Below are 25733 nucleotides of genomic sequence, written 5' to 3'. Positions count from 1 at the left end.
CGGGCGGAGCAGGGACCACGAGGAGGCGGGGATGCCGCAAGCGGCGACCGTGAAGGGCCGGGCCACCCGGGCCCGTATCGTCGAAGGGGCGGCCGAGGTGCTGCGTGAACAGGGCGTCGCGTTCACGACGCTCGACGACATCCGCGGCCGTACCGGCACCAGCAAGAGCCAGCTCTTCCACTACTTCCCCGCCGGCAAGGACGAACTGCTGCTGGCGGTGGCCCGGTTCGAGGCGGACCGGGTCCTGGCGGACCAGCAGCCGCATCTGGGGCGCCTGGACTCGTGGGAGTCCTGGCGGCGGTGGCGGGACGTGGTGGTGGAGCGGTACGAACGACAGGGCGACCACTGCCCGTTGGGGTCCCTGTTCCTCCAGGTGGGGCGGGACCGGCCCGGCGCGCGGGCGATCGTGACGGAGCTGATGCGCCAGTGGCAGGGGCAACTCGCCCGCGGGGTGCGCGCCCTGCAGACGAACGGTCTGGTGTCGCCGGCCCTCGACGCGGACCGGGAGGCCGCCGCGCTGCTGGCGGGCATCCAGGGAGGCGTGACCATCATGATGTCCACGGGCGACTCGGCCCATCTCAAGGCGGCGCTCGACACCGGCATCGACCATCTGCGGGCGGCCCGGCCCGACGCCGTCCGTCCGGTCCCGCCCGAGGAGGCACGGTCATGATCCTCCCGAAGGTCCGGGACCCCCGCTTCACGACGATCCGCCGGGGCGGGACCCTCACCGACGCGGATCACCGTCTGCTGGCCCTGTGGGCCGCCGTGTGCGCGGAACACGTCCTTCACCTCTTCGAGGCGGTCCGGCCCGAGGACCCGCGCCCGCGCGAGGCGATCGCGCACGCCCGGGCCTGGGTCCGCGGCGAGGTGGGGATGATGCGGGCACGGGCGGCGGGCGGCCATGCGATGGGGGCGGCCAGAGATCTGCGCGGGGCGGCCCGCCACGCCGCGTACGCCGCAGGTCAGGCCGGAGCCGTCGCCCACGTCGCCGCCCACGAACTGGGCGCCGCCGCCTACGCGATCAAGGCCGCCCGCGCCGCCGCGGGCGAGAGCGGGTCCGCGGGCCGGGACGAGTGCCGGTGGCAGCGCGAGCAACTCCCGCCGGAGATCCGCGAACTCGTGCTCGACGACCAGCGCCTGCGCAACGACATCTGCTGGTCGGTGTTCACCCCCTGACCGGCCGCGGCGCCCGCGGTCCCGCCGGGCCCGCTCAGCCGTGCGGGAGGATCACCGCTCGGCCGTTGATCCTGCCCTCGTGCAGACGCTCGTAGGCGAGGGGGGCCTCGTCCAGGGAGAAGGTCTCGGTGTGCACCGACACCGCGCCGGAGCGCGCCAGTGCGAGGACCTCGACGAGTTCGCCGCGGGTGCCCCAGTAGGGGGCGCTGACCGACACCTCGAAGGGCAGTTGCCCGAAGCCGACGGGGAGCGTTCCGCCGCCGATGCCGACGATCGTGATGTCGCCCTCGACCGCCGCGACGGCTCCCGCGGTGGCCAGCGTGGGCTGTACCCCGACGAAGTCGAAGACCGCCTCCGCGCCGACACCGCCGGTGAGTTCCCGCACCTTGGCGGCGGCCTGCGCGTCGGACAGGACCGCCTCGTGGGCACCGACCTGGCGCGCCAGCCGCAGCTTCTCCTCGCTCACGTCGAGGGCGACCACCCGGGCCGGGGACATGGCCCGCAGCAGCTGGATGGCGACATGCCCGAGCCCGCCCGTGCCGATGACCACGGCGGTCGAACCCGGCACCAGCTTCGGCAGCGACCGCTTGATCGCGTGGTACGGCGTCAGTCCCGCGTCCGTCAGCGAGACCGCCGCGGCCGGGTCGAGCCCGTCCAGCGGCACCAGGTGCCGGGGGTCGTCCACGAGCATGTACTCCGCCATCGAACCCGGCGCCCCGAGCCCCGGCGGACGGATACCGAGCTCGTCGGCGCGCAGGCAGTAGTTCTCCTTGCCCTCCGCGCACTTGGCGCAGCTGCCGCAGCCCCAGGGGCCGTACACGGCGACCGCGTCGCCCTCGCGCACACCGGTCACCCCCGCGCCGAGCGCGGCGACCGTGCCGACGCCCTCGTGGCCGAGGGTGAGCGGCAGCTCGTACGGGAATCCCTCGGCGGGCCAGCTCATCACGGCGATGTCGGAGTGGCACACGCCGGCGGCGGTGACCTTCAACAGGACCTGACCGGGGCCGGGTTCGGGGTCGGGGACGACCACGACCTCGGGGGCGGCGCCGATGGAGCGGTACTGCAGTGCCTTCATGGCCTTGCTTCTTTCTCTGTCTGTTTCGCTCTGCTGCTGCTCTGTCGTTCCTGCGCTTCCGTGGTGCTCAGAGGGCGGTGTAGGCGCCGTCGACCAGGTGGTAGCCGCCGGTCACGAACGAGGCGCGCGCGGACAGCAGGAAGGCGATCAGTTCGGCGACCTCCTCGGGGCGGCCGAGCCGACCGGCGGGGTGCAGCGCGACCAGGCCGTCGTAGGCCTCCTTGTCCATGGTCCGCAGCAGCGGGGTCTCGATGAAGCCGGGGCCGACCACGTTGACGCGGATGCCCTTGGCGGCGTACTCGGCGGCGGTCGTCTTGGTCAGGCCGACCACGCCGTGCTTGGCGGCCACGTACGCGGAGGAGCCCGCGAAGCCGACCGAGCCGAGGATGGAGGCGACGTTCACCACGGCACCGCCGCCGGCCGCCTCGATGGCGGGCAGCTCGTGGCGCAGGCTGTAGAAGACGCCGTTGAGGTTGGTGAGCACCACACGGTCGTACGCCTCGATGTCGTACTCGCCCGTCGGGGCGCTCGGGCCGCCGATGCCGGCGTTGTTCACGGCCAGGTGCAGTCCGCCGAAAGTCTCGACGGCGAAGGCGACGGTCGCCGCCACGGAGTCGGGGCTCGTCACGTCCACCGCGACCGCGGCGGCCTTGAAGCCCTCGGCGCGCAGGTCGGCGGCGGCCTTCTCGGCGCCCTCGGCGTTGTAGTCGGCGATCACGACGTTCGCGCCGCCCGCACCGAGGCGGCGGGCGGTGGCCAGGCCGATGCCGGAGGCGGAGCCGGTGACGAGCGCGGTCCTCCCCGCGAACTCGGTGGCGTAGTCGGCGACGGGGGCGTTGCCGGTGACGGGTGCGTCGCCGGTGACAGGGGTGGTGCCGGTGGTGCTCATGGTGCTCTCACTTCTCGGGGGTGTCGTACGAGACCGCGGACGCGGCCTCGTGGGTCAGGGCGTCGTAGGCGCGCTCGACCAGGGCGGCGAGGTCCTCGGCCGCCGAGTCGGGGCCGGACGTGCCGCGCGCCCAGATGCGCAGCGCGGCGGTGAGGACTCCGGCGGCGGCGTCGACCACGACGGCGGGACGCACGTCCAGCACGTCGTCGGTGCCGAGCCGGTCGGCGAGGATGCGGACCGACTCCTCCTGGGCGTCGACCCGGATGCGTTCGTACGCCGCGAACAGGGCCGGCTCGCTGTCGAGCAGGGCCAGCAGCCGCCGCATCCGGGGGCGCACGTGCCAGGCCGGGTCGTCCCGGTCGGCGAGCCAGTCGCGCACGGCCCGGCGGTAGGCGAGCAGCGGCGGTTCGGCGGCGGGCCGCCCGCGCAGCAGCGCGTTGATGCGGTCGCCGTCACCTCGTACGAAGTCGAGGGCCGCGTCCTCCTTGCCGGCGAAGAGCCGGCTGAAGGTACGGCGGGTGACGTCCGCCCGCTCCGCGATCGCCTCGACCGTGGTGGCGGCGAGTCCGCGCTCCAGGATCAGGTCGACGGCGGCGGTCGCGAGGGCGTTGCGGGTCTGCCGGGCCTTGCGCTGCCGGCGGTCCGCGGTGGTGGTGCTGGGCTCCATTGCCTCCATACCCTCAGAATACTCCTCCATGTCCCAATGGGACATGTTTCCCACCGGGACATGTTCTCGATGGGATCCGACGGAGTCCGACGGGGGCCGACGTGACCCAATGGGACGGGGCCCGATGGAGTTCGATGGGGCCCAATGCGTCACCCGTGTCACAAAAGACCCCTCTCTGTCACACATGTCACGTGTACGCGGGTCTTGCGTCACACCCGCGCGACAGCCCCTGCCGCGTTGTCACTCTGTGTCGTTCACCGAGCACAGGCTTGTGATCGCCAGCGCAGCGCCCGGCTCCCCCGACGGCCGCCCCTCGGCCGCCGCCGCGGCGCGCGCAGGGAGGTGCTACGGATGACCGACCGAAGGCTCTGGTCGTACAAGGAGATCGCGGCGCACATCAGGGTGCAGCCGGACACCGTGCGGTCCTACCGCAAACAAGGACTGTTGCCCGCGCCCGACCACGTGGAGAGCGGCAAGCCGTACTGGTACGCCGACACCGTCCGCGCCTGGGTCGCCTCCCGGCCGGGCAACAGAGGCCGCCGGGACCGCTGACCGCCCGCCACCACTCCCGGCGTGCCGCCCGGCACCCGTCGCGCACGAGGGGGTCCCGCACGTCCACCGTGCGGGACCCCCTCTTTCCCGTTCGCGCCGCCGCGGCGCGGTGCTCACGCCCAGGGTTCGACGACCGTGACGCCCGCCCCCGGCGCGGCCCCCATCGCCGCCAGGGCCGCGGGGGCCGCCTTCAGGGGGATCGTGGACGTCACCAGGAGGTCGGGGCGCAGCAGCCCCGCCCGTACGGACTCCAGCATCGGCGGGTAGGCGTGCGCGGCCATGCCGTGGCTGCCGAGGAGTTCGAGTTCGAGGCCGATCACCCGGGACATCGGCACCTTCGGGTCCTCGGGCAGCAGGCCCACCTGGACGTGCCGGCCGCGGCGGCGCAGCCCGGCGACCGAGGCCGCGCAGGTGGCCGGGGAGCCGAGGGCGTCGAGGGAGAGATGGGCGCCGCCGCCGGTCAGGTCGCGGACCGCCTCCGCCGTGTCACCGGTCCGGGACGCGTCCACGCAGTGCGCGGCGCCGAACCGCCGCGCGAGATCGAGTGCCGCGGGCGAGAGGTCGACCGCGACGACCCGCGCCCCGGCCGCCGCGGCGATCATCACCGCGGACAGCCCGACCCCTCCGCAGCCGTGCACGGCCACCCACTCCCCCGGCGCCACCCGCCCCTGCGCGACCACCGCGCGGAACGCCGTGGCGAACCGGCAGCCGAGCGAGGCGGCCGTACCGAAGGACAGTTCGTCCGCCACGGCGACGAGGTTCACGTCGGCGTGGTCCAGGGCGACGTACTCGGCGAAGGACCCCCAGTGCGTGAACCCGGGCTGGGTCTGGCGCTCGCACACCTGCTGGTCGCCCGCCGCACAGGAGGCGCAGCTTCCGCAGGCGCAGACGAAGGGCACGGTGACGCGGTCGCCGGGGCGGTGGCGGGTCACGAGGGCGCCCACGGCCTCGACGGTTCCGGCGAGTTCGTGCCCGGGCACGTGCGGCAGCGCGATGCCCGGGTCGTGGCCCTGCCAGCCGTGCCAGTCGCTGCGGCAGAGCCCGGTGGCCTCGACGCGCACCACCACCCCGTGCGGCGCGGGCGCCGGGTCCGGCACCTCCCGCACCTCGGCCGGCTCCCCGAACCGCTCGAACACCACTGCCCGCATGCCCGCCACCCCTCCGCTGTCGCCAGCCCTTTGAAAGTACCCCCTAGGGGTATACTGTGAGTACCGTGGAAGCCCGTGGGCCACACACGCCTCATGTATCCCACGACGCACGCGCCGCACACGCCCCATACGTCTCGACGAGGAGAACGACATGACCGCCCACACCGACACCCCCGGCTCCGTCACCACCGTCTACCGGGTGAGCGGGATGAGCTGCGGACACTGTGAAGGCTCGGTCTCCGGCGAGATCTCCGCGATCGCGGGCGTCACCTCGGTGAAGGCCGTCGCCTCCACCGGCGAGGTGACCGTGGTCTCCGACGCCCCGCTCGACGAGGAGACCGTCCGCGCCGCCGTCGACGAGGCGGGCTTCGAGCTCGCCGCCCAGGCCTGAGGACGCCTCCCCTCACTCCACACCGGGCCGTACCGACCAGCTGATACTGGCTCCGTACGGCCCCGGTTCGTTCCCTGGAGCAGGACATGACCAGTACCCGTACCAGCAGCAGCACGAGCACCGGCACCGCCACCGCGGCCCCTCCGGCCGACCCGGCGTCACCGGCCGAATCACCGGCCGACTCGCAGGTCGAGCTGACCATCGGCGGGATGACCTGCGCCTCCTGCGCGGCCCGCGTCGAGAAGAAGCTCAACCGCATGGACGGCGTCACCGCCACGGTCAACTACGCGACGGAGAAGGCGAAGGTCGCGTACGCGGACGGGGTCCGGGTCTCCGACCTGATCGCCACCGTGGTCAGGACGGGCTACACGGCCGAGGAACCCCCGCCGCCGCGGCCCCCGGAGCCCGCGGCGGACGGGGAAGCCGCCAGCGAGGACGCGGCGCACGAGCGTGACCCCGAACTGGCCGCGCTGCGCGAACGCCTCGTCGTCTCCGCGCTCCTCGCCACCCCCGTCGTCCTGCTGTCGATGATCCCGGCCCTCCAGTTCGACAACTGGCAGTGGCTGGTGCTGACGCTCGCCGCGCCGGTCGTCGTCTGGGGCGGGCTGCCCTTCCACCGGGCCGCGTACACGAACGCCCGGCACGGCGCCGCCACCATGGACACCCTCGTCTCGACGGGCACGCTGGCCGCGTTCGGCTGGTCCCTGTGGGCGCTGTTCTTCGGCGACGCGGGCATGGAGGGCATGCGGGACGAAGGTTTCTCCCTCACCGTCTCCCGCGAGCAGGGCGCCTCGGCGATCTACCTCGAAGTGGCCGCCGGGGTCATCGCCCTCATCCTCCTCGGCCGCTACCTGGAGGCCCGCTCCAAGCGCCGCGCGGGCGCCGCCCTGCGCTCCCTGATGGAACTGGGCGCGAAGGACGTCTCCGTCGTACGGGACGGCCGTGAGGTCCGCGTCCCGGTGGGCGCGCTGGCCGTGGGCGACCGTTTCGTCGTACGGCCCGGGGAGAAGGTCGCCACCGACGGCACGGTCGTCGAGGGGACCTCGGCCGTCGACGCGTCGATGCTGACGGGCGAGTCCGTGCCGGTGGACGTGACGGTGGGTTCGGCCGTCACCGGGGCGACCGTGAACGCCGGCGGGCGGCTGCTCGTCGAGGCGACCCGGGTCGGCGACGACACCCGGCTCGCCCGGATGGCGCGGCTGGTGGAGGACGCCCAGAACGGCAAGGCCCGGGTGCAGCGCCTCGCCGACCGGATCTCCGGGATCTTCGTACCCGTGGTGCTGCTGATCGCCGTCGCCACCTTCGGGGTCTGGCTCGGCGTCACCGGCGACACGGCCGCCGCGTTCACCGCGGCCGTCGCCGTGCTGATCATCGCCTGCCCCTGCGCCCTCGGACTGGCCACCCCGACCGCCCTCATGGTCGGCACGGGCCGCGGCGCCCAGCTCGGCATCCTCATCAAGGGCCCCGAGGTCCTGGAGTCCACCCGCCGCGTCGACACGATCGTCCTGGACAAGACCGGCACGGTGACGACGGGCCGCATGACCCTCCAGGAGGTGTATGCGGCCGAGGGCACCGACCGGACACGCGTACTGCGCCTCGCGGGCGCCCTGGAGCACGCCTCGGAGCATCCGATCGCCCGGGCCGTCGCGGCGGGCGCCGAGGAGCGGACCGGGGCCCTGCCGGCCGTGGACGGCTTCGAGAACGTGCCCGGGCTCGGCGTCCGCGGCACGGTCGAGGGCCACGCGGTCCTCGTGGGCCGCGTTCGCCTCCTCGAAGAGGCCGGGATCACGCTGCCCGAGTCCCTCGCCGCCCTGCGGACGCGGGCCGAGGAGGAGGGGCGTACCGCCGTGGCCGTCGCCTGGGACGGTGTGGCGCACGGTGTCGTGACCGTCGCCGACGCGGTCAAGGAGACCAGCGCGGAGGCGGTCCGCGCGCTGCGCGCCCTGGGGCTCACCCCGGTGCTGCTGACCGGGGACAACCGGACCGTCGCCGAGTCCGTGGCCCGTTCCGTGGGCATCGACCCCGCCCAGGTGATCGCCGAGGTGCTGCCCGAGGGCAAGGTCGACGTGATCAGGCGGCTTCAGGGAGAGGGCCGGGCGGTCGCGATGGTGGGCGACGGCGTCAACGACGCGGCCGCGCTCGCCACCGCAGATCTGGGCCTGGCGATGGGCACGGGCACGGACGCCGCGATCGAGGCGAGCGATCTGACGCTCGTCCGCGGGGACCTGCGGGCGGCCCCGGACGCGATCCGGCTGTCCCGCAGGACCCTCTCGACGATCAAGGGGAACCTCGTCTGGGCCTTCGGATACAACGTGGCGGCACTGCCCCTCGCCGCGGCCGGACTGCTGAACCCGATGATCGCCGGAGCCGCCATGGCGTTCTCCTCGGTGTTCGTGGTGACGAACAGCCTCCGTCTCAGGGCATTTTCATGACGAAGAGGTAGGAGTCCCCTAGAGTCCGGCACACGTCTTCACATAAGCTCTTCACAAGGCTCGCGCATCATCCTTACGCTAGGGCTCCGATAGTCATATCGGGGCTCTTGCGTATCTTCAGGACATACGCAAGAGACGCAGGTCACAGTGATGTGAACGTAACCATCGAAGGGGTTCGTGAGTCTAGATTGACGATGTCAGACACGTCTTGGGGGGCGTTTCTGGCATCTGGGGATGTCTTGGGGGACGTTCCTGGAAATGCGTTGCCGGGGCACGTACGACGGGGAGCTTTGAGCGGCCCTCCCGTACGTACGGGTCCCGGCAGACCGCACCAGCAGGAGGTAGTACGGCAGTACGCGGTAGGTAGTACGCAGTAGGCAGAGTTCTTGTTCATTCTGCTCGTTTTGCTCGCAGCGATTCAGGCGCTGCCTTCAAACGCCCGGCCGGATCCCGTGGGGGGAATCCGCACCGGGACATGGGAAGGCGCCCCGACTCCGGCCCGTGGGGGGACCGGCAGCGGGGCGCCTTCTTCATTGCGCTTCATCCCTTACGGGACATGGGGCTTCAGCCTCTGCGGGGCAGGGCAGCCCCCGGCCCCGTAAGGGGCGCGGGGAACTGCGCGGCCCGCCACGACGGACCGCGGTCGAGGACCTGCGGCACCGGAGGAGCGCTCAGCGCTCCTGGACCGGCTTGAAGTCCCGCTCGACCACACCCGTGTAGATCTGGCGCGGACGCCCGATCCGGGATCCGGGCTCCTTGATCATCTCGTGCCACTGGGCGATCCAGCCCGGCAGCCGGCCGAGGGCGAACAGGACCGTGAACATCTCGGTCGGGAAGCCCATGGCCCGGTAGATGAGGCCGGTGTAGAAGTCGACGTTCGGGTAGAGGTTGCGCGAGACGAAGTAGTCGTCGGAGAGCGCGTGCTCCTCCAGCTTGAGCGCGATGTCCAGCAGCTCGTCGGACTTGCCGAGGGCCGACAGGACGTCGTGCGCGGCAGCCTTGATGATCTTCGCGCGCGGGTCGAAGGACTTGTACACCCGGTGGCCGAAGCCCATCAGGCGGACGCCGTCCTCCTTGTTCTTCACCTTGCGGATGAAGGAGTCGACATCGCCGCCGTTGGCCTTGATGCCTTCGAGCATCTCCAGGACCGACTGGTTGGCGCCGCCGTGCAGCGGGCCCCACAGGGCGCTGATGCCGGCGGAGATCGAGGCGAACATGTTCGCCTGCGACGAGCCCACCAGACGGACGGTGGAGGTCGAACAGTTCTGCTCGTGGTCCGCGTGCAGGATGAGCAGCTTGTCGAGCGCGGAGACGACGACCGGGTCGAGCTCGTACTCCTGCGCCGGGACCGAGAAGGTCATGCGCAGGAAGTTCTCGACGTAGCCCAGGTCGTTGCGCGGGTAGACGAAGGGGTGACCGATCGACTTCTTGTACGCGTACGCGGCGATGGTCGGAAGCTTGGCGAGCAGCCGGATCGTCGAGAGGTGGCGCTGCTGCTCGTCGAACGGGTTGTGGCTGTCCTGGTAGAACGTCGACAGCGCGGAGACCACCGACGACAGCATCGCCATCGGGTGGGCGTCACGGGGGAAGCCCTGGAAGAACCGCTTGACGTCCTCGTGCAGCAGGGTGTGCTGCGTGATCTCGTTCTGGAAGGTGGAGAGCTCGTCGACCGTGGGCAGCTCGCCGTTGATCAGCAGCGAGGCCACTTCGAGGAAGGTGGAGCTCTCGGCGAGCTGCTCGATCGGGTACCCGCGGTAGCGGAGGATGCCCTGCTCGCCGTCGAGATAGGTGATGGCGGATTTATAGGCGGCGGTGTTCCCGTAACCGCTGTCCAGCGTCACCAGACCGGTCTGGGCGCGGAGCTTCCCGATGTCGAAGCCCTTGTCGCCGACGGTGCTGTCGATCACCGGGTAGGTGTACTCGCCATCGCCGTACCGCAGTACTACAGAGTTGTCGCTCACGTCATCCCTCACCGACGTTGTGCCTCTTCTTCGAGGTGCCCTGACTGTCTCTACCATCCCCCATTTGGCGCAGGAGAGTGCACTCGGGGTCGACCATTGGGCCTATTGGCGGCACTCAGTGCCGCCAACCTGTTCATCCTGCCCGCTTCCCCGGCCTTCCGAAAGTGCCGTGTGACGTTTCCGACTCGTTTGATCGATCATTTTTCCCGACCACCGCGCCAATCCACCCGGGTGCGGGCCGGTGGGGGTCACCCGCGCAGTTCCCCGCGCCCCTAAATACCTAGGGGCGCGGGGAACTGCGCAATCTTTTAGGGGCGCGGGGAACGGCGCGACAAGCCCCCACCGGCCCGCAGCCGACAGCCGACCGACCGCCCGGCTCACGCAAGCGCACGCGCCCCCGTGAGGCGGAACGCCAGCGCCGTGCAGCGGCGCCCCGCGGACACCGTGCGGACCGCCTGGCCCAGCGCCTTGCGCGACCCCACCAGCACCACCAACCGCTTCGCCCGCGTCACCGCCGTGTAGAGCAGATTGCGCTGCAGCATCATCCACGCCCCCGTCGTGACGGGAATGACGACCGCCGGATACTCGCTGCCCTGCGAGCGGTGGATCGTCACCGCGTACGCATGCGCCAACTCGTCCAGTTCGTCGAACTCGTACGGCACCTCCTCGTCCTCGTCCGTCAGCACCGTCAGCCGCTGCTCGTCGAGGTTGAGCGAGGTCACGACCCCCACCGTGCCGTTGAAGACCCCGTTCTCGCCCTTCTCGTAGTTGTTGCGGATCTGCGTGACCTTGTCGCCGACCCGGAAGACCCGCCCGCCGAACCGCTTCTCGGGCAGGTCGGGCCGGGCCGGGGTGACGGCCTGCTGGAGCAGTCCGTTGAGCGCGGCGGCCCCCGCGGGCCCCCGGTGCATCGGCGCCAGCACCTGCACGTCGCGCCGCGGATCGAGCCCGAACTTCGCCGGAACGCGCCGCGCCGCCACATCCACCGTGAGCCGCCCCGCCTCCTCCGTGTCGTCCTCCACGAAGAGGAAGAAGTCCTTGAGCTTGTCGGTGACGGGCTGCTGTCCCGCGTTGATCCGGTGAGCGTTCATGACCACGCCCGACTGCTGGGCCTGCCGGAAGACCCGGGTCAGCCGGACCGCCGGTACCGGCCCGCCCTCCGCCAGCAGGTCGCGCAGCACCTCTCCCGCACCGACGCTCGGCAACTGATCCACGTCGCCCACGAACAGCAGATGCGCACCCGGCGGCACGGCCTTGACCAGCTTGTTGGCGAGCAGCAGGTCCAGCATCGACGCCTCGTCCACGACGACGAGGTCGGCGTCCAGCGGACGGTCCCTGTCGTAGGCCGCGTCGCCCCCGGGCCGTAGCTCCAGGAGCCGGTGCACGGTCGAGGCCTCCGCCCCGGTCAGCTCGGCGAGCCGCTTGGCGGCCCGGCCGGTCGGCGCCGCGAGGACCACCTTGGCCTTCCTCGCGCGGGCCAGCTCCACGATCGAGCGGACCGTGAAGGACTTGCCGCAGCCGGGCCCACCCGTGAGCACCGCGACCTTCTCGGTGAGGGCGAGCCGCACGGCCTGCTCCTGCTCGGGGGCCAGCTCCGTCCCCGTACGCCCCTTGAGCCAGGCCAGGGCCTTGTCCCAGACCACGTCCCGGAACCCCGGCATCCGGTCCTCGTCGGTGCGCAGGAGCCGCAGCAACTGTGCGGACAACGACAGTTCGGCCCGGTGGAAGGGGACGAGGTACACGGCCGTCACGGGCTCCCCGCCGTCCGGCCCCGGCACCCGCTCCCGTACGACCCCGGGATCCTCGCCCTCCTCGGCGGGAGCCGCCAGTTCCGCGAGGCACTCGATGACCAGGCCCGTGTCCACCTGGAGCAGTTTCACCGCGTCCGCGATCAGCCGCTCCTCCGGGAGGAAGCAGTGGCCCTGGTCGCTGGACTGCGAAAGGGCGTACTGCAGACCGGCCTTCACCCGCTCCGGGCTGTCGTGCGGGATGCCCACGGACTGGGCGATCTTGTCGGCGGTGAGGAAGCCGATGCCCCAGACGTCGGACGCGAGACGGTAGGGCTGGTTCTTGACGACCGAGATCGACGCGTCGCCGTACTTCTTGTAGATCCGCACCGCGATGGACGTGGACACCTCGACGGTCTGGAGGAAGAGCATGACCTCTTTGATCGCCTTCTGTTCCTCCCAGGCCTCGGCGATCTTCTTGGTGCGCTTGGGTCCGAGCCCCGGCACCTCGATGAGCCGCTTCGGCTCCTCCTCGATGATCTGGAGCGTGTCCAGCCCGAAGTGCGTGGTGATGCGGTCGGCGAAGACCGGCCCGATGCCTTTGACCAGGCCGGATCCGAGATAGCGGCGGATGCCCTGGACCGTCGCGGGGAGCACGGTCGTGTAGTTCTCGACGGTGAACTGCTTCCCGTACTGCTGATGGGAGCCCCAACGGCCCTCCATCCGCAGGGACTCCCCCACCTGGGCGCCGAGCAGCGCGCCGACGACCGTGAGGAGATCACCGCCGCCGCGTCCGGTGTCGACGCGCGCGACCGTGTACCCGTTCTCCTCGTTGGCGTACGTGATCCGTTCCAGTACGCCCTCCAGAACCGCCAGGTTCCGGACCTCGCTCCCCGCCCCTTGCTTGGACATGATCCGACGCTACCGCCCACGTCTGACACCGCGGACCGGTACCGGCGCCGGAACCGGTCTCAGTGCGCCTTGCGGGCCACGCCTCCGTAGAAGCCGATCTCTTCCGACCTGGCCGGCGGCGGGGAGTCCGGGCGCCAGAACGGGGCCTGGGCGAGGCCGGGGTCGACCAGCTCGAAGCCCTCGAAGAAGCGCTCGATCCCGGCGCGGGACCGCAGGTTCAGCGAGGCGGTGGCCTTGCTGTAGACGGCCTGCGCGTCCGTGCGGTCGGCGAAGTCGCCCGTGGCGTGCGAGAGCACCAGGAAGCTCCCGGCGGGCAGCGCGTCGCGCAGCGTGGCGACGATCCGCTCGGGCTCGTCGGCGTCGGTGAGGAAGTGGACGATGGCGACGAGGAGCACGGCCACCGGCTCGTCGAAGTCGATGACCCGGCGCACGTCGGGGTGGTCCACGATGGCCCGCGGGTCGCGCAGGTCGGCGAGGACGATGCTGTTCGCGCCGGAACCGCTGAGCAGCGCGTCGGCGTGCGCGCTCACGATCGGATCGTTGTCGACGTACGCGACGCGCACGTCCGGCGCCACCTCGTGGGCGATCTCGTGCACGTTCGGCGAGGTGGGCAGCCCGGTGCCGATGTCGAGGATCTGGCGGACGCCGCTGCCGACGACGTACCGGACGGCCCGTCGCAGGAACTCCCGGTTGGCCCGCAGCCCTATGCGCACCTCGGGTGCCGCGGCGGCGAGGGCGTCGCCGGCCCGCTGGTCGACCTCGTAGTTGTCCTTGCCGCCCAGCAGGTAGTCGTAGATCCGCGCGGGATGCGGCCTGCTGGTGTCGATCTCCTCGGCACGGAAGCCGTCCTGACCCACGCTGCGCTCCTCTCGACCACCGCCGGCCAGGCCTCTTGCCCGCGCACGGCTGCCGACAGCCTTCCACATCAACTCGGGCGTGCGTGAGCGCGGTTGACGGCCGCGCGGCCGGTTCGAACCGCACCACCCTCCAGCCGGTCGGTCGCCGTTACCCTTGACCGGTGATCGGCAACCTTGAGTCGTTCCAGGACGAGTTGGCCGCCAGCGGGTTTCCGCCGCTGGTCAACAAGCTGGCCGGGGCCGGTTTCCGGGGCGGGATCACCACCCGTGACCTCGGGCCGCTGCGGCTGGTCTCCCTCGACACGCCCGAGAGCGCCTGCGTCGGCCGGGAGCGCGACGCCGTCGACGGCGAGAACCTGGCGGTCAAGGTGATGGCCCGGGGCCGGACGCGGATCGAGCAGGGGCGCGGCGACGCCGAACTCGGGCCGACCGACCTGGTCCTGCTCGATCCCACGCGTTCGCTCCGGTTCGAGAGCACCGCCGCGGCGCACGTCACCGTCCTGGTTCCGCGCCGGGAGCTTCGGATCCGGCCCGCGCAGATCGACCGGCTCATCGGCGTACGCATCGACGGCAGCCACGGCCCGGGCGCTCTCGTCTCCGTGCTGGCCCGGGAGTCGGCGCGGTCGGCGGCCGAGTTCCGCGAGGCGGAGGCGCTGCGGTCGGCGGCGGCCGTCGTCGAGCTGATCGCGGTCGCGCTGGAGGCCCGGCTCGGTGACGAACAACCGGCCCCGGACGAGTGGCTGCGGAGCCGGATCGCCGGCTACATCGAGACCCGGCTGGCCGATCCCGGTCTGTCCCCGCCCGGTATCGCCGCCGCCCACCACATGTCCGTACGCCGGCTGCACAAGCTGTTCGAGGACCAGCCGCTCACCGTCGCGGCCCTGATCCGCCGTCGCCGCCTGGAGCGCTGCCGGGCCGAGCTGACCGGAGGCGGACGTACGGTCACCGCCGTGGCCGCCCGGTGGGGATTCCCCGACCCCACCCATTTCAGCAAGCTCTTCAAGGCGACGTACGGCTACAACGCCCGTGCGCTGGTGACCGGCAACCGTGCACGGACGACCAGGACGCGCACGGCCGGCCCGGAAAAGGATGGGGGCGAACGAGACAGGCACCAGCAAGAGGAGAAGTCATGACGAAGGTGAACATCGTCCGCCCCGGTGAGGGCGAGATCCTCGGCAGCGGGGCGCAGCGGATCCGTATCCTGGAGAACGGCGAGCACACCGAACACCGGCTGGGATTCGCCGAGGTCACCATCCCGCCGGGCACCCCGAGCCCGTTGCAGCATCGCCACGCCCAGCACGACGAGGGCTTCTACGTGCTGGCGGGAACGTTCCGGTTCACCGTCGGCGAGGACCACTACGACGCCGGGCCGGGCACCTGGGTCATCGTGCCGACCGGGGCGCCGCACACGTTCGCCAACATCGGCGACGAGAACGCGGTCATGCTGAACACCTTCACGCCGGACCTGTACGTGCAGTACTTCCGCGACTTCAAGGCCATGATCGATTCCGGGCAGCCGGTCAACGCCGAGACCATGCAACCGCTCTGGAAGAACTACGCCACCGAGATCTCGGACGAATACGCCTCGTGAAGCGCGTTCAGTACGACCGCTACGGCGGCCCGGAGGTGATGCGGCTCGCCGGGTTCGAACCACCACCCCCGGGTCCGGACGCGGTGCTCGTCCGCGTCCGGGCGGCGGCTTCCAACGCGCTGGACCAAAAGATGCGGGGCGGCGAGATGAAGCGTGCCTGGGCGGGGTGGGCCGGGCCGGGGCATGTTCCGTGGGGGCCGCGCGAAGCGATCGCGCGGCCCCCCGACGGCGCGCGGTCGTCAGTCCTGGACGATCACGTTCGTGCCCGCTCCCCCGGAGATCGTGTCCGTGCCCGCCCCGCCGTACAGCTTGTCGTTGCCGCTGTTGCCCCAGATGCGGTCGTTGCCGGCCTCCCCGTACACGATGTCGTCGCCCTTGCCGCCGTACAGCTCGTCGTCGCCCGCGCCGCCGTACACCGTGTCGTCGCCGTCGTCGCCCTTGATGATCTGCTCGCCCGCGCCGCCGCGCAGCACGTCGTCGCCCGCGCCGCCCTGGAGGATCTCGCCGCCGCCGGTGGCGGTGAGGGTGTCGGCGCCGTCGCCGCCCAGGGACGATCCGTACCCGCCCACCGTGATGACGTCGTCCCCCGCGCCGCCCTTGACGGAGCTGCCGTCGACGCGTTCGCCGGCGCCGCTGGTCCACTTGTCGTCGCCGAGACCCAGTTCAACGGAGTTGTAGGAGAAAATCTGGTCGGTGCGATTCTCGACGGAGCCGGTGTCGTTCCCGTCGCCGAGGTCCGCCTCCAGAGCCGCGTACGGGGACTGGCTCTCGATATTCTCGACCGCACAGGTGACCTTGGTCCGGTCCGCGCTGTCGGGATAGCTGCACCCGCTTCCGGCGGTTATCGGAACGACGTCGTCGATTACGTAAATGTATTGCGTGCGGTCGTCGTTGTACGACTGCGTGACGGCCACATCGTTGGCCTGACCAGGGGCTGCCGTGTACGTGAGCTGCCAGCCGTACTCGTTGACCACGGCGGTGGCCGTCGACTCCGCGGCACCCGCCGTTCCGGCTAGGGCAAGCGGAACAGCCAGTCCGATGCCGACAATCGGCGCCAGAACCGATAGGGCGCGTGCAGTGCGGAGACCACCGCGGCGATAAGACATTTCATAACCTCCATGGAGCAGTTGTGATGCCTTTCGCTTCGTGTGACGGGCGAGGTGTGCGGTTGGTTGTGCGGCAACTCGCGGATAAATGCGCGGCGCGAAATCGTAAACGCGCCAGCAATTCCCCATTCCGCTGGAATTCACCCGACGGTCATGCTGCGGGACGCCAGCGCGGCTTCAGACGAGGGGGCGCCGGCCGGATACGCCGGCCGGACGCACTCAGCGCATCAGCTCGTCGGGACGTACGGAAACGCGATGCAGGTGACGGCCGACGGCCACCATCCGGTGGAGCAGGTCATGGCCGTCCTCGGCGCTGATCAGCCCACCGACCACGGCGTCGTTCATGAGGTCGAAGGTTTCCTTGGTGGTGATGCCTTTCCGCCGCGCGTACGTGCCGGCGGACCGGTCGTCGGTGATCCACACCGCATCACGAAAATCCGGGCGCATGGTGATCAGTACGCAGGTCTCGGCCTCGCCGAGGTGCTTGGTGGGCAGGGACGCGACGCCGCCGAAGACGGCCCGGCGCAGACGGTCGACCGCGGCGATCTCCTCGACGTCCGTGACGGTGATCGGCTCGCCGAGTATGCCGAGCGACACGACCTCCCGTAATCGGGGGATGTACCGGGCGGACTGCTCGGCCTCGTGGGCCACCGCCTCGGTCCAGCGGCCCCGCCCGTCGAGCACTTTCTCCAGCAATGACACGCGGTCGACGACCGCGAAGTTGCACAGGACGGTGTTGTCCGGAAACCAGCAGAGTCTCATGGCTGGAAGATCAGGTCCCCTTCTTCCACTTCACTGACGGCGACTTCCGGACTGTCGGGCTCGGCGGGGTCGAGAAGGTCGTGCAGCTGGTCCACGTCCATGCCCAGGAGGGATGCGAGGGGCCTGAGTGTCGTCTCCCCCTCGGCGTAGCACTTGTAGAGCGCGGCCACGAGGCGTACGGGGAAGCGCTGGGCCGCGGCCCAGGCGAGCTGCCGCTGGAAGGCGTCCGTCGCACCGGCGAGCAGATGGCAGATCTCGGTGGTCAGACCCCTGTGATGGACCGCGGGTTCCGACTTCGCGTCGATGAGACGGAGTTGGCTCAACCGTGCGCTCAGCGCGCTGGGCGAGACCTTGAAGGCCACGACCAGCTCGGAGAACGCCTCGACGGTGAGCCCGCCGTGCCGGTCCGCCACCCGACGGAACCGGTCACGGATCTCGGGCGCGGGCATCAGCAGGTTGGAGGCGAAGACGTTGGCCCGCACCTCGGTCAGATCCCTCTGCCGCCCCGGGGCGACATGCGACTCGACGACGAGTTCCTGGGCGTCGCGGGCCAGGATGTGACCGAGTTCGTGAGCGAGAGTGAACCTCTGCCGGGTCCAGGTCTCGGTGGGTCCGACGAGGATGAGCCGGAACGTGTCCGTCTGCCAGGTGAGCCCGTCCACGGCCTCGGGAAGGCACGTGACCGCGACGTCCACGCCGAACGCCTGCGTACAGGCCGTGATCAGCACGTCGGTCTCCAGGCCGGCCACGGTCCGGTGGCCGTCCGCCGCGGTGAGCACACCGACGGCGTCCTGAGCCAACTGCCTCCCCTGGTCCACGAAACGCTCGATGCCCGGACGCACGAAGGGCATCGGCGGCAGCTTGGGCGGCCTGCCCAGCAGCTCCAACACCTCGTACGCCGCCGTGAATCGGTCCGCGGCATCGCTGACGCGGCCCCGTCCGGGAGTCGCCCCGGCGGTGGTCCGGGCCGCGAACGCCGGGCGCAGCGGCTCGCGCCCCGTGAGCAGCCAGTCCACGGTCCTGCCGCCCGCCTCGGCGATCAACGCCAGGTCGAGCGACGTGAAGCGGCGCACCCCCGCCAGGGACTTGGACAGCTTGTCGGGCGTGAGCCCCACCTTCTCGGCGAAGGCCGCCTGACTCACCGACGTCGCCTCTATCACTCTGCGTACGCGATCGATCACAGAATCGGACATGCACCCACCGTAACCGCGCCTTGCGAATATCGCAACGCACTGGCCAGAACATGAGCACGCCTCCAGGGGCGACCCGGACCGCGCGGCCCACCCCCGCCCGCCTCCGCCCACCCGCAACATCACGATCCAGTCTCAGGGGCTTGTCAACTTCGATGTAATCGATTCCAATCGCTCTCAGCATTACGCGTGTAATCGTTTCCAAGATGATCCACAAGGAGGTGGAGCGTCGATGGCGAGCATCAAGGACGTCGCCGCCGAGGCGGGTGTCTCCGTCGCCACGGTGTCGCGGGTCCTGAACGACCACCCGTCGGTGAGCGCGGACGCCCGCACCCGCGTACTGGCCGCCGTCGAGGCACTGGGCTACCGCCCGAACGCCGTCGCCCGCTCCCTGCGCACCGACCAGACCCACACCCTCGGCCTGGTCATCAGCGACGTACTGAACCCGTACTTCACCGAACTGGCCCGCTCCGTCGAGGAGGAGGCCCGCGCCCTCGGCTACAGCGTCATCATCGGCAACGCCGACGAGCGGCCCGATCTGCAGGACCATCACGTCCGTACGCTCCTCGACCGCCGGATCGACGGCCTGCTCGTGTCCCCCACGGACGGCGGCTCCCCGCTGATGCTGGACGCCGCGCGCTCGGGAACGCCGATGGTCTTCGTGGACCGGTGGATACCGGGCGTGGACGTGCCCGTCGTCCGGGCCGACGGCCGCACCGCCGTGCGCGATCTCGTCGCCCACCTGTACGGCCTCGGCCACCGCAGGCTCGCGATCATCGCGGGCCCGGCCGCCACCACCACCGGCAGCGAGCGCGTCGACGCCTTCCGGGACGCCCTGCGCGCGTACGGGCTGCCGCTCCCCGACGCCTACATCGGGCAGGGCGACTTCCAGGCGGCCAGCGGCCGGCGGGCCACCGAGGAGTTCCTCGACCTTGCCGAGCCGCCCGAGGTCGTCTTCGCGGCCGACAACCTGATGGCCCTGGGCGCCCTGGACGCCGTACGGGCGCGGGGACTTCGCGTGCCCGACGACATCGCGCTCGCCGCGTTCGACGACATCCCGTGGTTCGTGCACACCGATCCGCCCGTCACGGCGATCGCCCAGCCGACCCCCGAACTGGGCCGCGCCGCCGTACGCGCCGTCGTCGACCGCATCGAGGGGCGGCCCCCGCAGTCGGTCACCCTCCCCGCCACCCTCGTCGTCCGCCGCTCCTGCGGCGAACCGCCCCCCATGGACAGCGCACCCGTGAACGTCACTCAAAGGAGCAACCCGTGAGCAGCAGCCCGGACGAGTTGCTGCGTATCGAAGGGATACGCAAGACCTTCCCCGGTGTGGTCGCGCTCGACAGCGTCGACTTCGATCTGCGCCGCGGCGAGGTGCACGTACTGCTCGGTGAGAACGGTGCCGGCAAGAGCACCCTCATCAAGATGCTGTCCGGCGCCTACCGCCCCGACGCCGGGAAGATCGTGGTCGACGGCGAGAAGGTCCGCATCCACGGCGCGCAGGACGCCGCGCGCCTCGGGATCGCGACCATCTACCAGGAGTTCAACCTGGTCCCCGACCTCACCGTCGCCGAGAACATCTTCCTGGGCCGCCAGCCGCGCCGCCTCGGGATGATCGACCGGAAGCGGATGGAGGCCGACGCCGCCGTGCTCCTGGAGCGGGTCGGCGTGAACGTCTCCCCCCGCGCGCGGGTCCGCGAACTGGGCATCGCCCGCCTCCAGATGGTCGAGATCGCGAAGGCGCTGAGCCTGGACGCCCGCGTGCTGATCATGGACGAGCCGACCGCGGTGCTCACCTCCGGGGAGGTGGAGAAGCTCTTCCGGATCGTGCGCAAGCTGCGCGAGGACGGCGTGGGCATCGTCTTCATCACCCACCACCTGGAGGAGATCGCCGCTCTCGGCGACCGCGTCACCGTCATCCGGGACGGCCGCAGCGTCGGCCAGGTCCCCGCATCCACACCCGAGGACGATCTCGTACGCCTGATGGTGGGCCGCTCCATCGAGCTGCAGTATCCGCGCGAGCGGCCCGACGGCAACGGCGAAAGCGACAGCGGGGCGGCGCTGCTCACCGTCGACGGGCTCACCCGGGACGGTGTCTTCCACGACATCAGCTTCGAGGTGCGCGCCGGTGAGGTCGTCGGCATCGCGGGCCTCGTGGGCGCGGGCCGCACCGAGGTCGTGCGCGCCGTCTTCGGCGCCGACCCGTACGACAAGGGCTCGGTGGCCGTCGCGGGCAACCCGCTTCCCCGCCACGACGTCAACGCGGCGATGACCGCCGGGATCGGGCTCGTCCCCGAGGACCGCAAGGGCCAGGGCCTGCTCCTGGACGCCTCCGTGGAGGAGAACCTCGGGCTCGTCACCCTGCGGGCGGCCACCCGCGGCGGACTCGTCGACCTCAAGGGTCAGCGGACGGCCGCGGCGAAGATCGCCGAGCAGCTCGGCGTACGAATGGCCGGGCTCGGCCAGCACGTGCGCACGCTCTCCGGCGGCAACCAGCAGAAGGTCGTCATCGGCAAGTGGCTGCTCGCCGACACCAGGGTGCTGATCCTCGACGAGCCGACCCGCGGGATCGACGTGGGCGCCAAGGTCGAGATCTACCAGCTGGTCAACGCGCTCACGGCCGCCGGGCACGCCGTTCTGATGATCTCCAGCGATCTGCCCGAGGTGCTCGGGATGAGCGACCGGGTGCTGGTGATGGCCCAGGGCCGGATCGCCGGCGAACTCTCCGCCGACGAGGCGACCCAGGACTCCGTGATGGCCCTGGCCGTCAGCACACCCACCAACTCTGTCACCCCCGCCACCCCTGTTACCCCTGTTACCGCTGTGGAGGACCCCCGTGGCCACTGACACGCTCAAGAGCACAACGGGCGCGCGTGGCGCCTCCGGCGGCCTGCGCCGGCTCCTGCTCGACAACGGCGCGCTCACCGCGCTCATCATCCTCGTCATCGCGATGTCGGCCCTGTCCGGCGACTTCCTGACGACGGACAACCTGCTCAACATCGGCGTCCAGGCGGCCGTGACCGCCATCCTCGCCTTCGGTGTGACCTTCGTGATCGTCTCGGCGGGCATCGACCTGTCGGTCGGTTCCGTCGCCGCCCTCTCCGCCACCGTCCTCGCCTGGACGGCGACTTCGGAGGGCGTACCGGTCTGGATCGCGGTGATCCTCGCGATCGCGACCGGCATAGCGTGCGGGCTCGTGAACGGCGTCCTGATCTCGTACGGGAAGCTGCCGCCGTTCATCGCGACGCTCGCCATGCTGTCGGTGGGCCGCGGTCTGTCGCTGGTGATCTCGCAGGGCTCCCCGATCGCCTTCCCCGACTCGGTCTCGCACCTGGGTGACACGCTCGGCGGCTGGCTGCCGGTCCCGGTCCTCGTGATGATCGTCCTGGGCCTGATCACGGCCGTGATCCTCGGCCGTACGTACATCGGGCGTTCCATGTACGCGATCGGCGGCAACGAGGAGGCGGCGCGGCTGTCCGGGCTGCGGGTGAAGCGGCAGAAGCTCGCCATCTACGCGTTGTCCGGGCTCTTCGCCGCCGCCGCGGGCATCGTGCTCGCCTCCCGGCTGTCCTCCGCGCAGCCCCAGGCCGCGCAGGGGTACGAGCTGGACGCGATCGCCGCGGTCGTCATCGGCGGTGCCTCCCTCGCGGGCGGTACCGGCAAGGCGTCCGGGACGCTGATCGGCGCGCTGATCCTCGCGGTGCTGCGCAACGGGCTCAACCTCCTGTCCGTGTCGGCGTTCTGGCAGCAGGTCGTCATCGGTGTGGTCATCGCGCTGGCGGTGCTGCTCGACACCGTGCGCCGCAAGGCCGGGGCGACCCCGGTGACGTCCGGTGCCGGGGGCGCGGCGGGGAGGAAGGGTCCGCAGGCGGTCAAGTACGGCCTCGCGGTCGTTCTGGTGGCGGCGGTCGTGGGCGGCCTGAGCATCTTCAACAACGGCTCGTCCTCGTCCGAGAAGCCGAAGGTCGGCCTGTCCCTCTCCACCCTGAACAACCCCTTCTTCGTACAGATCAAGGCGGGTGCGCAGGCCGAGGCGAAGAAGCTCGGGGCCGATCTGACCGTCACCGACGCGCAGAACGACGCCTCGCAGCAGGCCAACCAGCTGCAGAACTTCACCAGCGAGGGCGTCGACTCGATCGTCGTCAACCCGGTGGACTCGGACGCGGCGGGCCCCTCGGTGCGCTCCGCGAACAAGTCCGACATCCCCGTCGTCGGCGTCGACCGGGGCGTCAACAAGGCGAAGACTGCCGCGCTCGTGGCCTCCGACAACGTCGAGGGCGGGCAGCTCGGCGCCAAGGCGCTCGCCGAGAAGCTGGGCGGCAAGGGCAAGATCGTGATCCTTCAGGGTCTGGCCGGTACGTCCGCGAGCCGGGAGCGCGGCGCGGGCTTCGAGGAGGGTCTGAAGGCCTACCCGGACATCGAGGTGGTCGCCAGGCAGCCCGCCGACTTCGACCGTACGAAGGGGCTGGACGTGATGACGAACCTGCTCCAGGCCCACCCGGACGTCCAGGGCGTCTTCGCCGAGAACGACGAGATGGCGCTCGGCGCGATCAAGGCGCTCGGCTCCAAGGCCGGGAAGTCGGTCCAGGTCATCGGCTTCGACGGCACGCCGGACGGGCTGAAGGCCGTCGCGGACGGCACGATGTACGCCTCCGTGGCGCAGCAGCCGAAGGAACTCGGCAGGATCGCCGTGCAGAACGCGCTGCGGGCGGCCGACGGCAAGAAGACCGAGCAGACGGTGAAGGTCCCGGTGAAGGTGGTCACGTCGAAGAACGTGGCCGACTTCACGGGCTGACCCCGACCGCCCCGTATCCACCTCTCCAGGGAGACAGTTCATGTTCGAGTACGACCTGCTGGTCGTCGGGTCGGCCAACGCCGATCTGGTCGTCGGTGTCGAGCGGCGGCCGGGCGCCGGGGAGACCGTGCTCGGCTCCGACCTGGCCCTGCACCCGGGCGGCAAGGGCGCCAACCAGGCGGTCGCCGCCGCCCGGCTGGGGGCGCGTACGGCGCTCCTCGCCCGGGTCGGCGACGACGCGCACGGCCGGCTGCTGCTCGACTCGCAGCGGGCGGCCGGGGTGGACACGGCCGGGGTCCTCGTCGGCGGCGCGCCCACCGGGGTCGCGCTCATCACGGTGGACCCGTCCGGCGACAACAGCATCGTGGTGTCGCCGGGCGCGAACGGCCGCCTCACCCCGGACGACATCCGCGAGGCAGCGGCCCTGCTCACGGCGTCCAAGGTCGTCTCGACCCAACTGGAGATCCCGCTGGAGACGGTCGAGGAGGTCGTACGGGGCCTGCGCCCCGGCACCCGTTTCGTCCTCAACCCCTCCCCGCCGCAGGAGTTGCCCGCGGCGGTCCTCGCCGCCTGCGACCCGCTGATCGTGAACGAGCACGAGGCGCGGGTGGTGCTCGGCGCGGACGCGGGCGCGACGCCCGAGGAGTGGGCCGGCGCGCTGCTGGCTCTCGGCCCGCGCTCGGTGGTCGTCACCCTGGGCGAGGAGGGCGCGCTGGTCGCCGACGCCTCGGGCACGGCCCGCGTCCCGGCCGTCCCGGTGGAGGCCGTGGACACGACCGGGGCGGGCGACTCCTTCACGGCGGCGCTGGCCTGGCGCCTCGGCGCGGGCGAGTCCCTCGCGGACTCGGCGGCGTACGCGGCCCGCGTGGGCGCCGTCGCCGTCACCCGTCAGGGCGCGCAGGCGTCCTTCCCCACCGCCGAAGAGGTCGCCGCCGTATGAAGAAGTCCGGAATACTGAACCGCCACCTGGCGGGCGCGACAGCCGAACTGGGCCACGGCGACGGCGTACTGATCTGCGACGCGGGCATGCCGATCCCGCCCGGGCCGCGGGTCGTGGACCTCGCCTTCCGGGCCGGGGTCCCCTCGTTCCAGGAGGTCCTGGAGGGCCTGCTGGAAGAGCTGGTGGTGGAGGGCGCGACGGCGGCGCAGGAGGTACGCGAGTCGAACCCGGAGGCGTCGGCCCTCCTGACGGCCCACTTCCCGACCACACTCACACACGTCACCCACGAGAACCTGAAGACCCTCTCGGCCGGCGCCCGCCTGATCGTACGGACAGGAGAGGCCCGGCCTTACGCGAATGTGCTGCTGCGGTGCGGGGTGTTCTTCTAGCGACGAAGGGCTCGATCACGCTGATCACGCCGATCACCGCTGAACGGACAGCCCGTGGTTGCCGGGCGGCGGCCTCGTCGAGTCCCGGCTGCCGGGCGTGATCAGCTGTGGAGGGTGGCGGCAGGTGTAGTGCCGTAGACGCTTCGGTAGGCGGCGGCGAACCGGCCCGGATGTGCGAACCCCCACCGTGCTGCGATGTCGGTGACCGTTGCCGTCGAAGGGCTGGCGGCGCGCAGGTCGGCGTGGGCGCCGTCCAGGCGTACCCGGCGCAGGTAGGTGAGCGGGGTCGTGTTCGCGTGGCGCTGGAAGGCGTACTGAACGGCTCGGGTGGTGACGGGGACGGAGGCGGCGATCTCTGCGAGGCCGATGTCGCGATAGGCGTTGTCGTCGATGAACGCCATGGCCCGGCGCAGGGTGTCGCTGGTGGCGTCGTTGCTGTCCATGGAGAGCGGATCGGGCAGGATCTCGTTGGGGAAGACCTGCAGGGCGCAGGCCACGGTCAGGCGGGCCAGCTGGCAGATGATCAGGTCGCTGAGGTCGGCGTTGGCCAGGGTGGTGTGGACATAGGCGGCTGTCGTGGCCCACAAACGAGCGTCGCTGGGCCGCGCCGGGGTCAGGCCGGTGAACGTCGTGCGCCGCGGTGGGGCGTGCGCATCGTGCATGAAGGCGTCGAACAGGGCCGGGCCCACAGACAGGACGTCGACGGCGATATGGGTCAGCCGGGCCTGGTAGGGCATGCCCGGAGTCACCAGGGCAGCGCCGGTCCCGGGCAGGCGCACGTCGTGGCCGCCGAGTTCCATCTGCCACTGCCCTGCGGTCGGCATCGTGACGAGCAGGCCCTGCACGGCGTCGATGTCGATCGACCAGTCGCCGGGGAGCATCACGTTGTCCCATGCCAGGGGGCCGGCCGCGATGCGGTCGTAGTTCAGCGGGGATACGGAAACCTCACCGTGCACCCGGATCCCTGTCCCATAAGCCCGTCCGAGGAACTCCCAGTTCTCCTGCGCGTTGCGCGAGACGAACCGCGACCGCTCCACCGTGAGCTGGTCCATAGGTGCCGCACCCCGATCCGTCCGGCCGCCTCGAACACTACGGCTATGACGCCACGTCCTGCTGCCCGCCGGACGAACCGATGTCGCGGGTGATCTGACATGACCGCAAGCCAACATGCTT

General features: G+C 71.0%; 23 protein-coding genes. 12 read left to right on the top strand and 11 right to left on the bottom strand.

Features of this window, described 5'->3' with window-relative positions; all coding sequences use genetic code 11:
- The first annotated feature begins 31 nt into the window (after nt 1-31).
- Entirely contained in the window at nt 32-670 is a 639-nt protein-coding gene (locus J8N05_RS11835; RefSeq protein ID WP_210882450.1) for a TetR/AcrR family transcriptional regulator, read from the top strand.
- Nucleotides 667-1176 (top strand): putative immunity protein, encoded by a 510-nt coding sequence (locus J8N05_RS11830; protein WP_210882448.1) that lies wholly within the window; start codon nt 667-669, stop codon nt 1174-1176. The genes J8N05_RS11835 and J8N05_RS11830 overlap by 4 nt, the downstream gene beginning before the upstream one ends.
- A 34-nt stretch (nt 1177-1210) precedes the next feature.
- Here the strand turns inward: J8N05_RS11830 and J8N05_RS11825 are convergent, their stop codons facing one another.
- The 3 genes from J8N05_RS11825 to J8N05_RS11815 form a co-directional block, all read right to left on the bottom strand.
- Entirely contained in the window at nt 1211-2251 is a 1041-nt protein-coding gene (locus J8N05_RS11825; RefSeq protein WP_210882446.1) for an NAD(P)-dependent alcohol dehydrogenase, read from the bottom strand.
- A gap of 67 nt (nt 2252-2318) precedes the next feature.
- Complete coding sequence (locus J8N05_RS11820; protein WP_210882445.1) at nt 2319-3140, bottom strand: SDR family NAD(P)-dependent oxidoreductase; 822 nt, start codon at nt 3138-3140, stop codon at nt 2319-2321.
- Nucleotides 3141-3147: 7 nt separating this feature from the next.
- Nucleotides 3148-3816 (bottom strand): TetR/AcrR family transcriptional regulator, encoded by a 669-nt coding sequence (locus tag J8N05_RS11815; protein ID WP_210882444.1) that lies wholly within the window; start codon nt 3814-3816, stop codon nt 3148-3150.
- 342 nt (nt 3817-4158) lie between these two features.
- Between J8N05_RS11815 and J8N05_RS11810 the strand changes: the two genes are divergently transcribed.
- Nucleotides 4159-4359: a helix-turn-helix transcriptional regulator gene (locus J8N05_RS11810; protein ID WP_210882443.1), complete on the top strand. Its 201-nt coding sequence runs from the start codon at nt 4159-4161 to the stop codon at nt 4357-4359.
- A gap of 113 nt (nt 4360-4472) precedes the next feature.
- Here J8N05_RS11810 and J8N05_RS11805 read toward each other — a convergent pair whose 3' ends face one another.
- A complete protein-coding gene (locus J8N05_RS11805) occupies nt 4473-5507 on the bottom strand; it encodes a zinc-dependent alcohol dehydrogenase family protein (RefSeq protein ID WP_210882442.1) in 1035 nt (344 codons plus the stop codon).
- A gap of 151 nt (nt 5508-5658) precedes the next feature.
- Here J8N05_RS11805 and J8N05_RS11800 point away from each other — a divergent pair, with 151 nt between their 5' ends.
- Both J8N05_RS11800 and J8N05_RS11795 read left to right on the top strand, forming a co-directional pair.
- Nucleotides 5659-5898: a heavy-metal-associated domain-containing protein gene (locus tag J8N05_RS11800; protein ID WP_210882441.1), complete on the top strand. Its 240-nt coding sequence runs from the start codon at nt 5659-5661 to the stop codon at nt 5896-5898.
- Between the two features lie 86 nt (nt 5899-5984).
- The gene (locus tag J8N05_RS11795) at nt 5985-8330 is read left to right on the top strand and encodes a heavy metal translocating P-type ATPase (RefSeq protein WP_210882440.1); all 2346 of its coding nucleotides are present in this window, start codon (nt 5985-5987) and stop codon (nt 8328-8330) included.
- A gap of 671 nt (nt 8331-9001) precedes the next feature.
- Here J8N05_RS11795 and J8N05_RS11790 read toward each other — a convergent pair.
- The 3 genes from J8N05_RS11790 to J8N05_RS11780 form a co-directional block, all read right to left on the bottom strand.
- A complete protein-coding gene (locus tag J8N05_RS11790; RefSeq protein ID WP_210882439.1) occupies nt 9002-10291 on the bottom strand; it encodes a citrate synthase in 1290 nt (429 codons plus the stop codon).
- A 377-nt stretch (nt 10292-10668) separates the two neighbouring features.
- Entirely contained in the window at nt 10669-12930 is a 2262-nt protein-coding gene (gene recD2 / locus J8N05_RS11785; protein WP_210882438.1) for an SF1B family DNA helicase RecD2, read from the bottom strand.
- 59 nt (nt 12931-12989) lie between these two features.
- A complete protein-coding gene (locus J8N05_RS11780; RefSeq protein ID WP_210882437.1) occupies nt 12990-13787 on the bottom strand; it encodes an SAM-dependent methyltransferase in 798 nt (265 codons plus the stop codon).
- Nucleotides 13788-13948: 161 nt separating this feature from the next.
- Between J8N05_RS11780 and J8N05_RS11775 the strand changes: the two genes are divergently transcribed.
- Complete coding sequence (locus J8N05_RS11775; protein WP_210882436.1) at nt 13949-14920, top strand: helix-turn-helix domain-containing protein; 972 nt, start codon at nt 13949-13951, stop codon at nt 14918-14920.
- Nucleotides 14917-15378 (top strand): cupin domain-containing protein, encoded by a 462-nt coding sequence (locus tag J8N05_RS11770; RefSeq protein ID WP_210882435.1) that lies wholly within the window; start codon nt 14917-14919, stop codon nt 15376-15378. Before J8N05_RS11775 ends, J8N05_RS11770 begins: the two co-directional genes overlap by 4 nt.
- A 239-nt stretch (nt 15379-15617) precedes the next feature.
- Here the strand turns inward: J8N05_RS11770 and J8N05_RS11765 are convergent, their stop codons facing one another.
- From J8N05_RS11765 to J8N05_RS11755, 3 genes are all read right to left on the bottom strand, one after another.
- Nucleotides 15618-16352 (bottom strand): calcium-binding protein, encoded by a 735-nt coding sequence (locus J8N05_RS11765; protein ID WP_308286798.1) that lies wholly within the window; start codon nt 16350-16352, stop codon nt 15618-15620.
- Nucleotides 16353-16703: 351 nt separating this feature from the next.
- Nucleotides 16704-17246 (bottom strand): hypothetical protein, encoded by a 543-nt coding sequence (locus J8N05_RS11760; protein ID WP_210882432.1) that lies wholly within the window; start codon nt 17244-17246, stop codon nt 16704-16706.
- Nucleotides 17243-18439 (bottom strand): helix-turn-helix domain-containing protein, encoded by a 1197-nt coding sequence (locus tag J8N05_RS11755; protein ID WP_210882431.1) that lies wholly within the window; start codon nt 18437-18439, stop codon nt 17243-17245. Before J8N05_RS11755 ends, J8N05_RS11760 begins: the two co-directional genes overlap by 4 nt.
- 229 nt (nt 18440-18668) lie before the next feature.
- Between J8N05_RS11755 and J8N05_RS11750 the strand changes: the two genes are divergently transcribed.
- Genes J8N05_RS11750 through rbsD form a run of 5 tightly spaced genes read left to right on the top strand, consistent with a single transcriptional unit; the run spans nt 18669 to nt 24560 of the window.
- Nucleotides 18669-19709, top strand: a complete 1041-nt coding sequence (locus tag J8N05_RS11750; protein ID WP_210882430.1) for a LacI family DNA-binding transcriptional regulator — start codon at nt 18669-18671, stop codon at nt 19707-19709.
- A complete protein-coding gene (locus J8N05_RS11745; protein ID WP_210882429.1) occupies nt 19706-21283 on the top strand; it encodes a sugar ABC transporter ATP-binding protein in 1578 nt (525 codons plus the stop codon). Before J8N05_RS11750 ends, J8N05_RS11745 begins: the two co-directional genes overlap by 4 nt.
- Nucleotides 21273-23231, top strand: coding sequence for an ABC transporter permease/substrate-binding protein (locus tag J8N05_RS11740; RefSeq protein WP_210882428.1), 1959 nt, complete (start codon nt 21273-21275; stop codon nt 23229-23231). The genes J8N05_RS11745 and J8N05_RS11740 overlap by 11 nt, the downstream gene beginning before the upstream one ends.
- A 40-nt stretch (nt 23232-23271) precedes the next feature.
- Nucleotides 23272-24171, top strand: coding sequence for a ribokinase (locus J8N05_RS11735; RefSeq protein WP_210882427.1), 900 nt, complete (start codon nt 23272-23274; stop codon nt 24169-24171).
- On the top strand, nt 24168-24560 hold the full coding sequence (rbsD, locus tag J8N05_RS11730; RefSeq protein WP_210882426.1) for a D-ribose pyranase: 393 nt from the start codon (nt 24168-24170) through the stop codon (nt 24558-24560). The genes J8N05_RS11735 and rbsD overlap by 4 nt, the downstream gene beginning before the upstream one ends.
- Before the next feature lie 101 nt (nt 24561-24661).
- Here the strand turns inward: rbsD and J8N05_RS11725 are convergent, their stop codons facing one another.
- Entirely contained in the window at nt 24662-25612 is a 951-nt protein-coding gene (locus J8N05_RS11725; protein WP_210882424.1) for an AraC family transcriptional regulator, read from the bottom strand.
- Nucleotides 25613-25733 lie beyond the last annotated feature (121 nt).

Source organism: Streptomyces liliiviolaceus (assembly GCF_018070025.1).
Taxonomy (GTDB): domain Bacteria; phylum Actinomycetota; class Actinomycetes; order Streptomycetales; family Streptomycetaceae; genus Streptomyces; species Streptomyces liliiviolaceus.
This window is presented reverse-complemented; position numbering and strand designations above follow the sequence as displayed.

Coding starts and splice junctions, on each gene's coding strand:
- J8N05_RS11835 (WP_210882450.1), top strand. CDS start 32: ATGCCGCAAGCGGCGACCGTGAAGGGCCGGGCCACCCGGGCCCGTATC.
- J8N05_RS11830 (WP_210882448.1), top strand. CDS start 667: ATGATCCTCCCGAAGGTCCGGGACCCCCGCTTCACGACGATCCGCCGG.
- J8N05_RS11825 (WP_210882446.1), bottom strand. CDS start 2,251: ATGAAGGCACTGCAGTACCGCTCCATCGGCGCCGCCCCCGAGGTCGTG.
- J8N05_RS11820 (WP_210882445.1), bottom strand. CDS start 3,140: ATGAGCACCACCGGCACCACCCCTGTCACCGGCGACGCACCCGTCACC.
- J8N05_RS11815 (WP_210882444.1), bottom strand. CDS start 3,816: ATGGAGGCAATGGAGCCCAGCACCACCACCGCGGACCGCCGGCAGCGC.
- J8N05_RS11810 (WP_210882443.1), top strand. CDS start 4,159: ATGACCGACCGAAGGCTCTGGTCGTACAAGGAGATCGCGGCGCACATC.
- J8N05_RS11805 (WP_210882442.1), bottom strand. CDS start 5,507: ATGCGGGCAGTGGTGTTCGAGCGGTTCGGGGAGCCGGCCGAGGTGCGG.
- J8N05_RS11800 (WP_210882441.1), top strand. CDS start 5,659: ATGACCGCCCACACCGACACCCCCGGCTCCGTCACCACCGTCTACCGG.
- J8N05_RS11795 (WP_210882440.1), top strand. CDS start 5,985: ATGACCAGTACCCGTACCAGCAGCAGCACGAGCACCGGCACCGCCACC.
- recD2 (WP_210882438.1), bottom strand. CDS start 12,930: ATGTCCAAGCAAGGGGCGGGGAGCGAGGTCCGGAACCTGGCGGTTCTG.
- J8N05_RS11770 (WP_210882435.1), top strand. CDS start 14,917: ATGACGAAGGTGAACATCGTCCGCCCCGGTGAGGGCGAGATCCTCGGC.
- J8N05_RS11760 (WP_210882432.1), bottom strand. CDS start 17,246: ATGAGACTCTGCTGGTTTCCGGACAACACCGTCCTGTGCAACTTCGCG.
- J8N05_RS11755 (WP_210882431.1), bottom strand. CDS start 18,439: ATGTCCGATTCTGTGATCGATCGCGTACGCAGAGTGATAGAGGCGACG.
- J8N05_RS11750 (WP_210882430.1), top strand. CDS start 18,669: ATGGCGAGCATCAAGGACGTCGCCGCCGAGGCGGGTGTCTCCGTCGCC.
- J8N05_RS11735 (WP_210882427.1), top strand. CDS start 23,272: ATGTTCGAGTACGACCTGCTGGTCGTCGGGTCGGCCAACGCCGATCTG.
- rbsD (WP_210882426.1), top strand. CDS start 24,168: ATGAAGAAGTCCGGAATACTGAACCGCCACCTGGCGGGCGCGACAGCC.
- J8N05_RS11725 (WP_210882424.1), bottom strand. CDS start 25,612: ATGGACCAGCTCACGGTGGAGCGGTCGCGGTTCGTCTCGCGCAACGCG.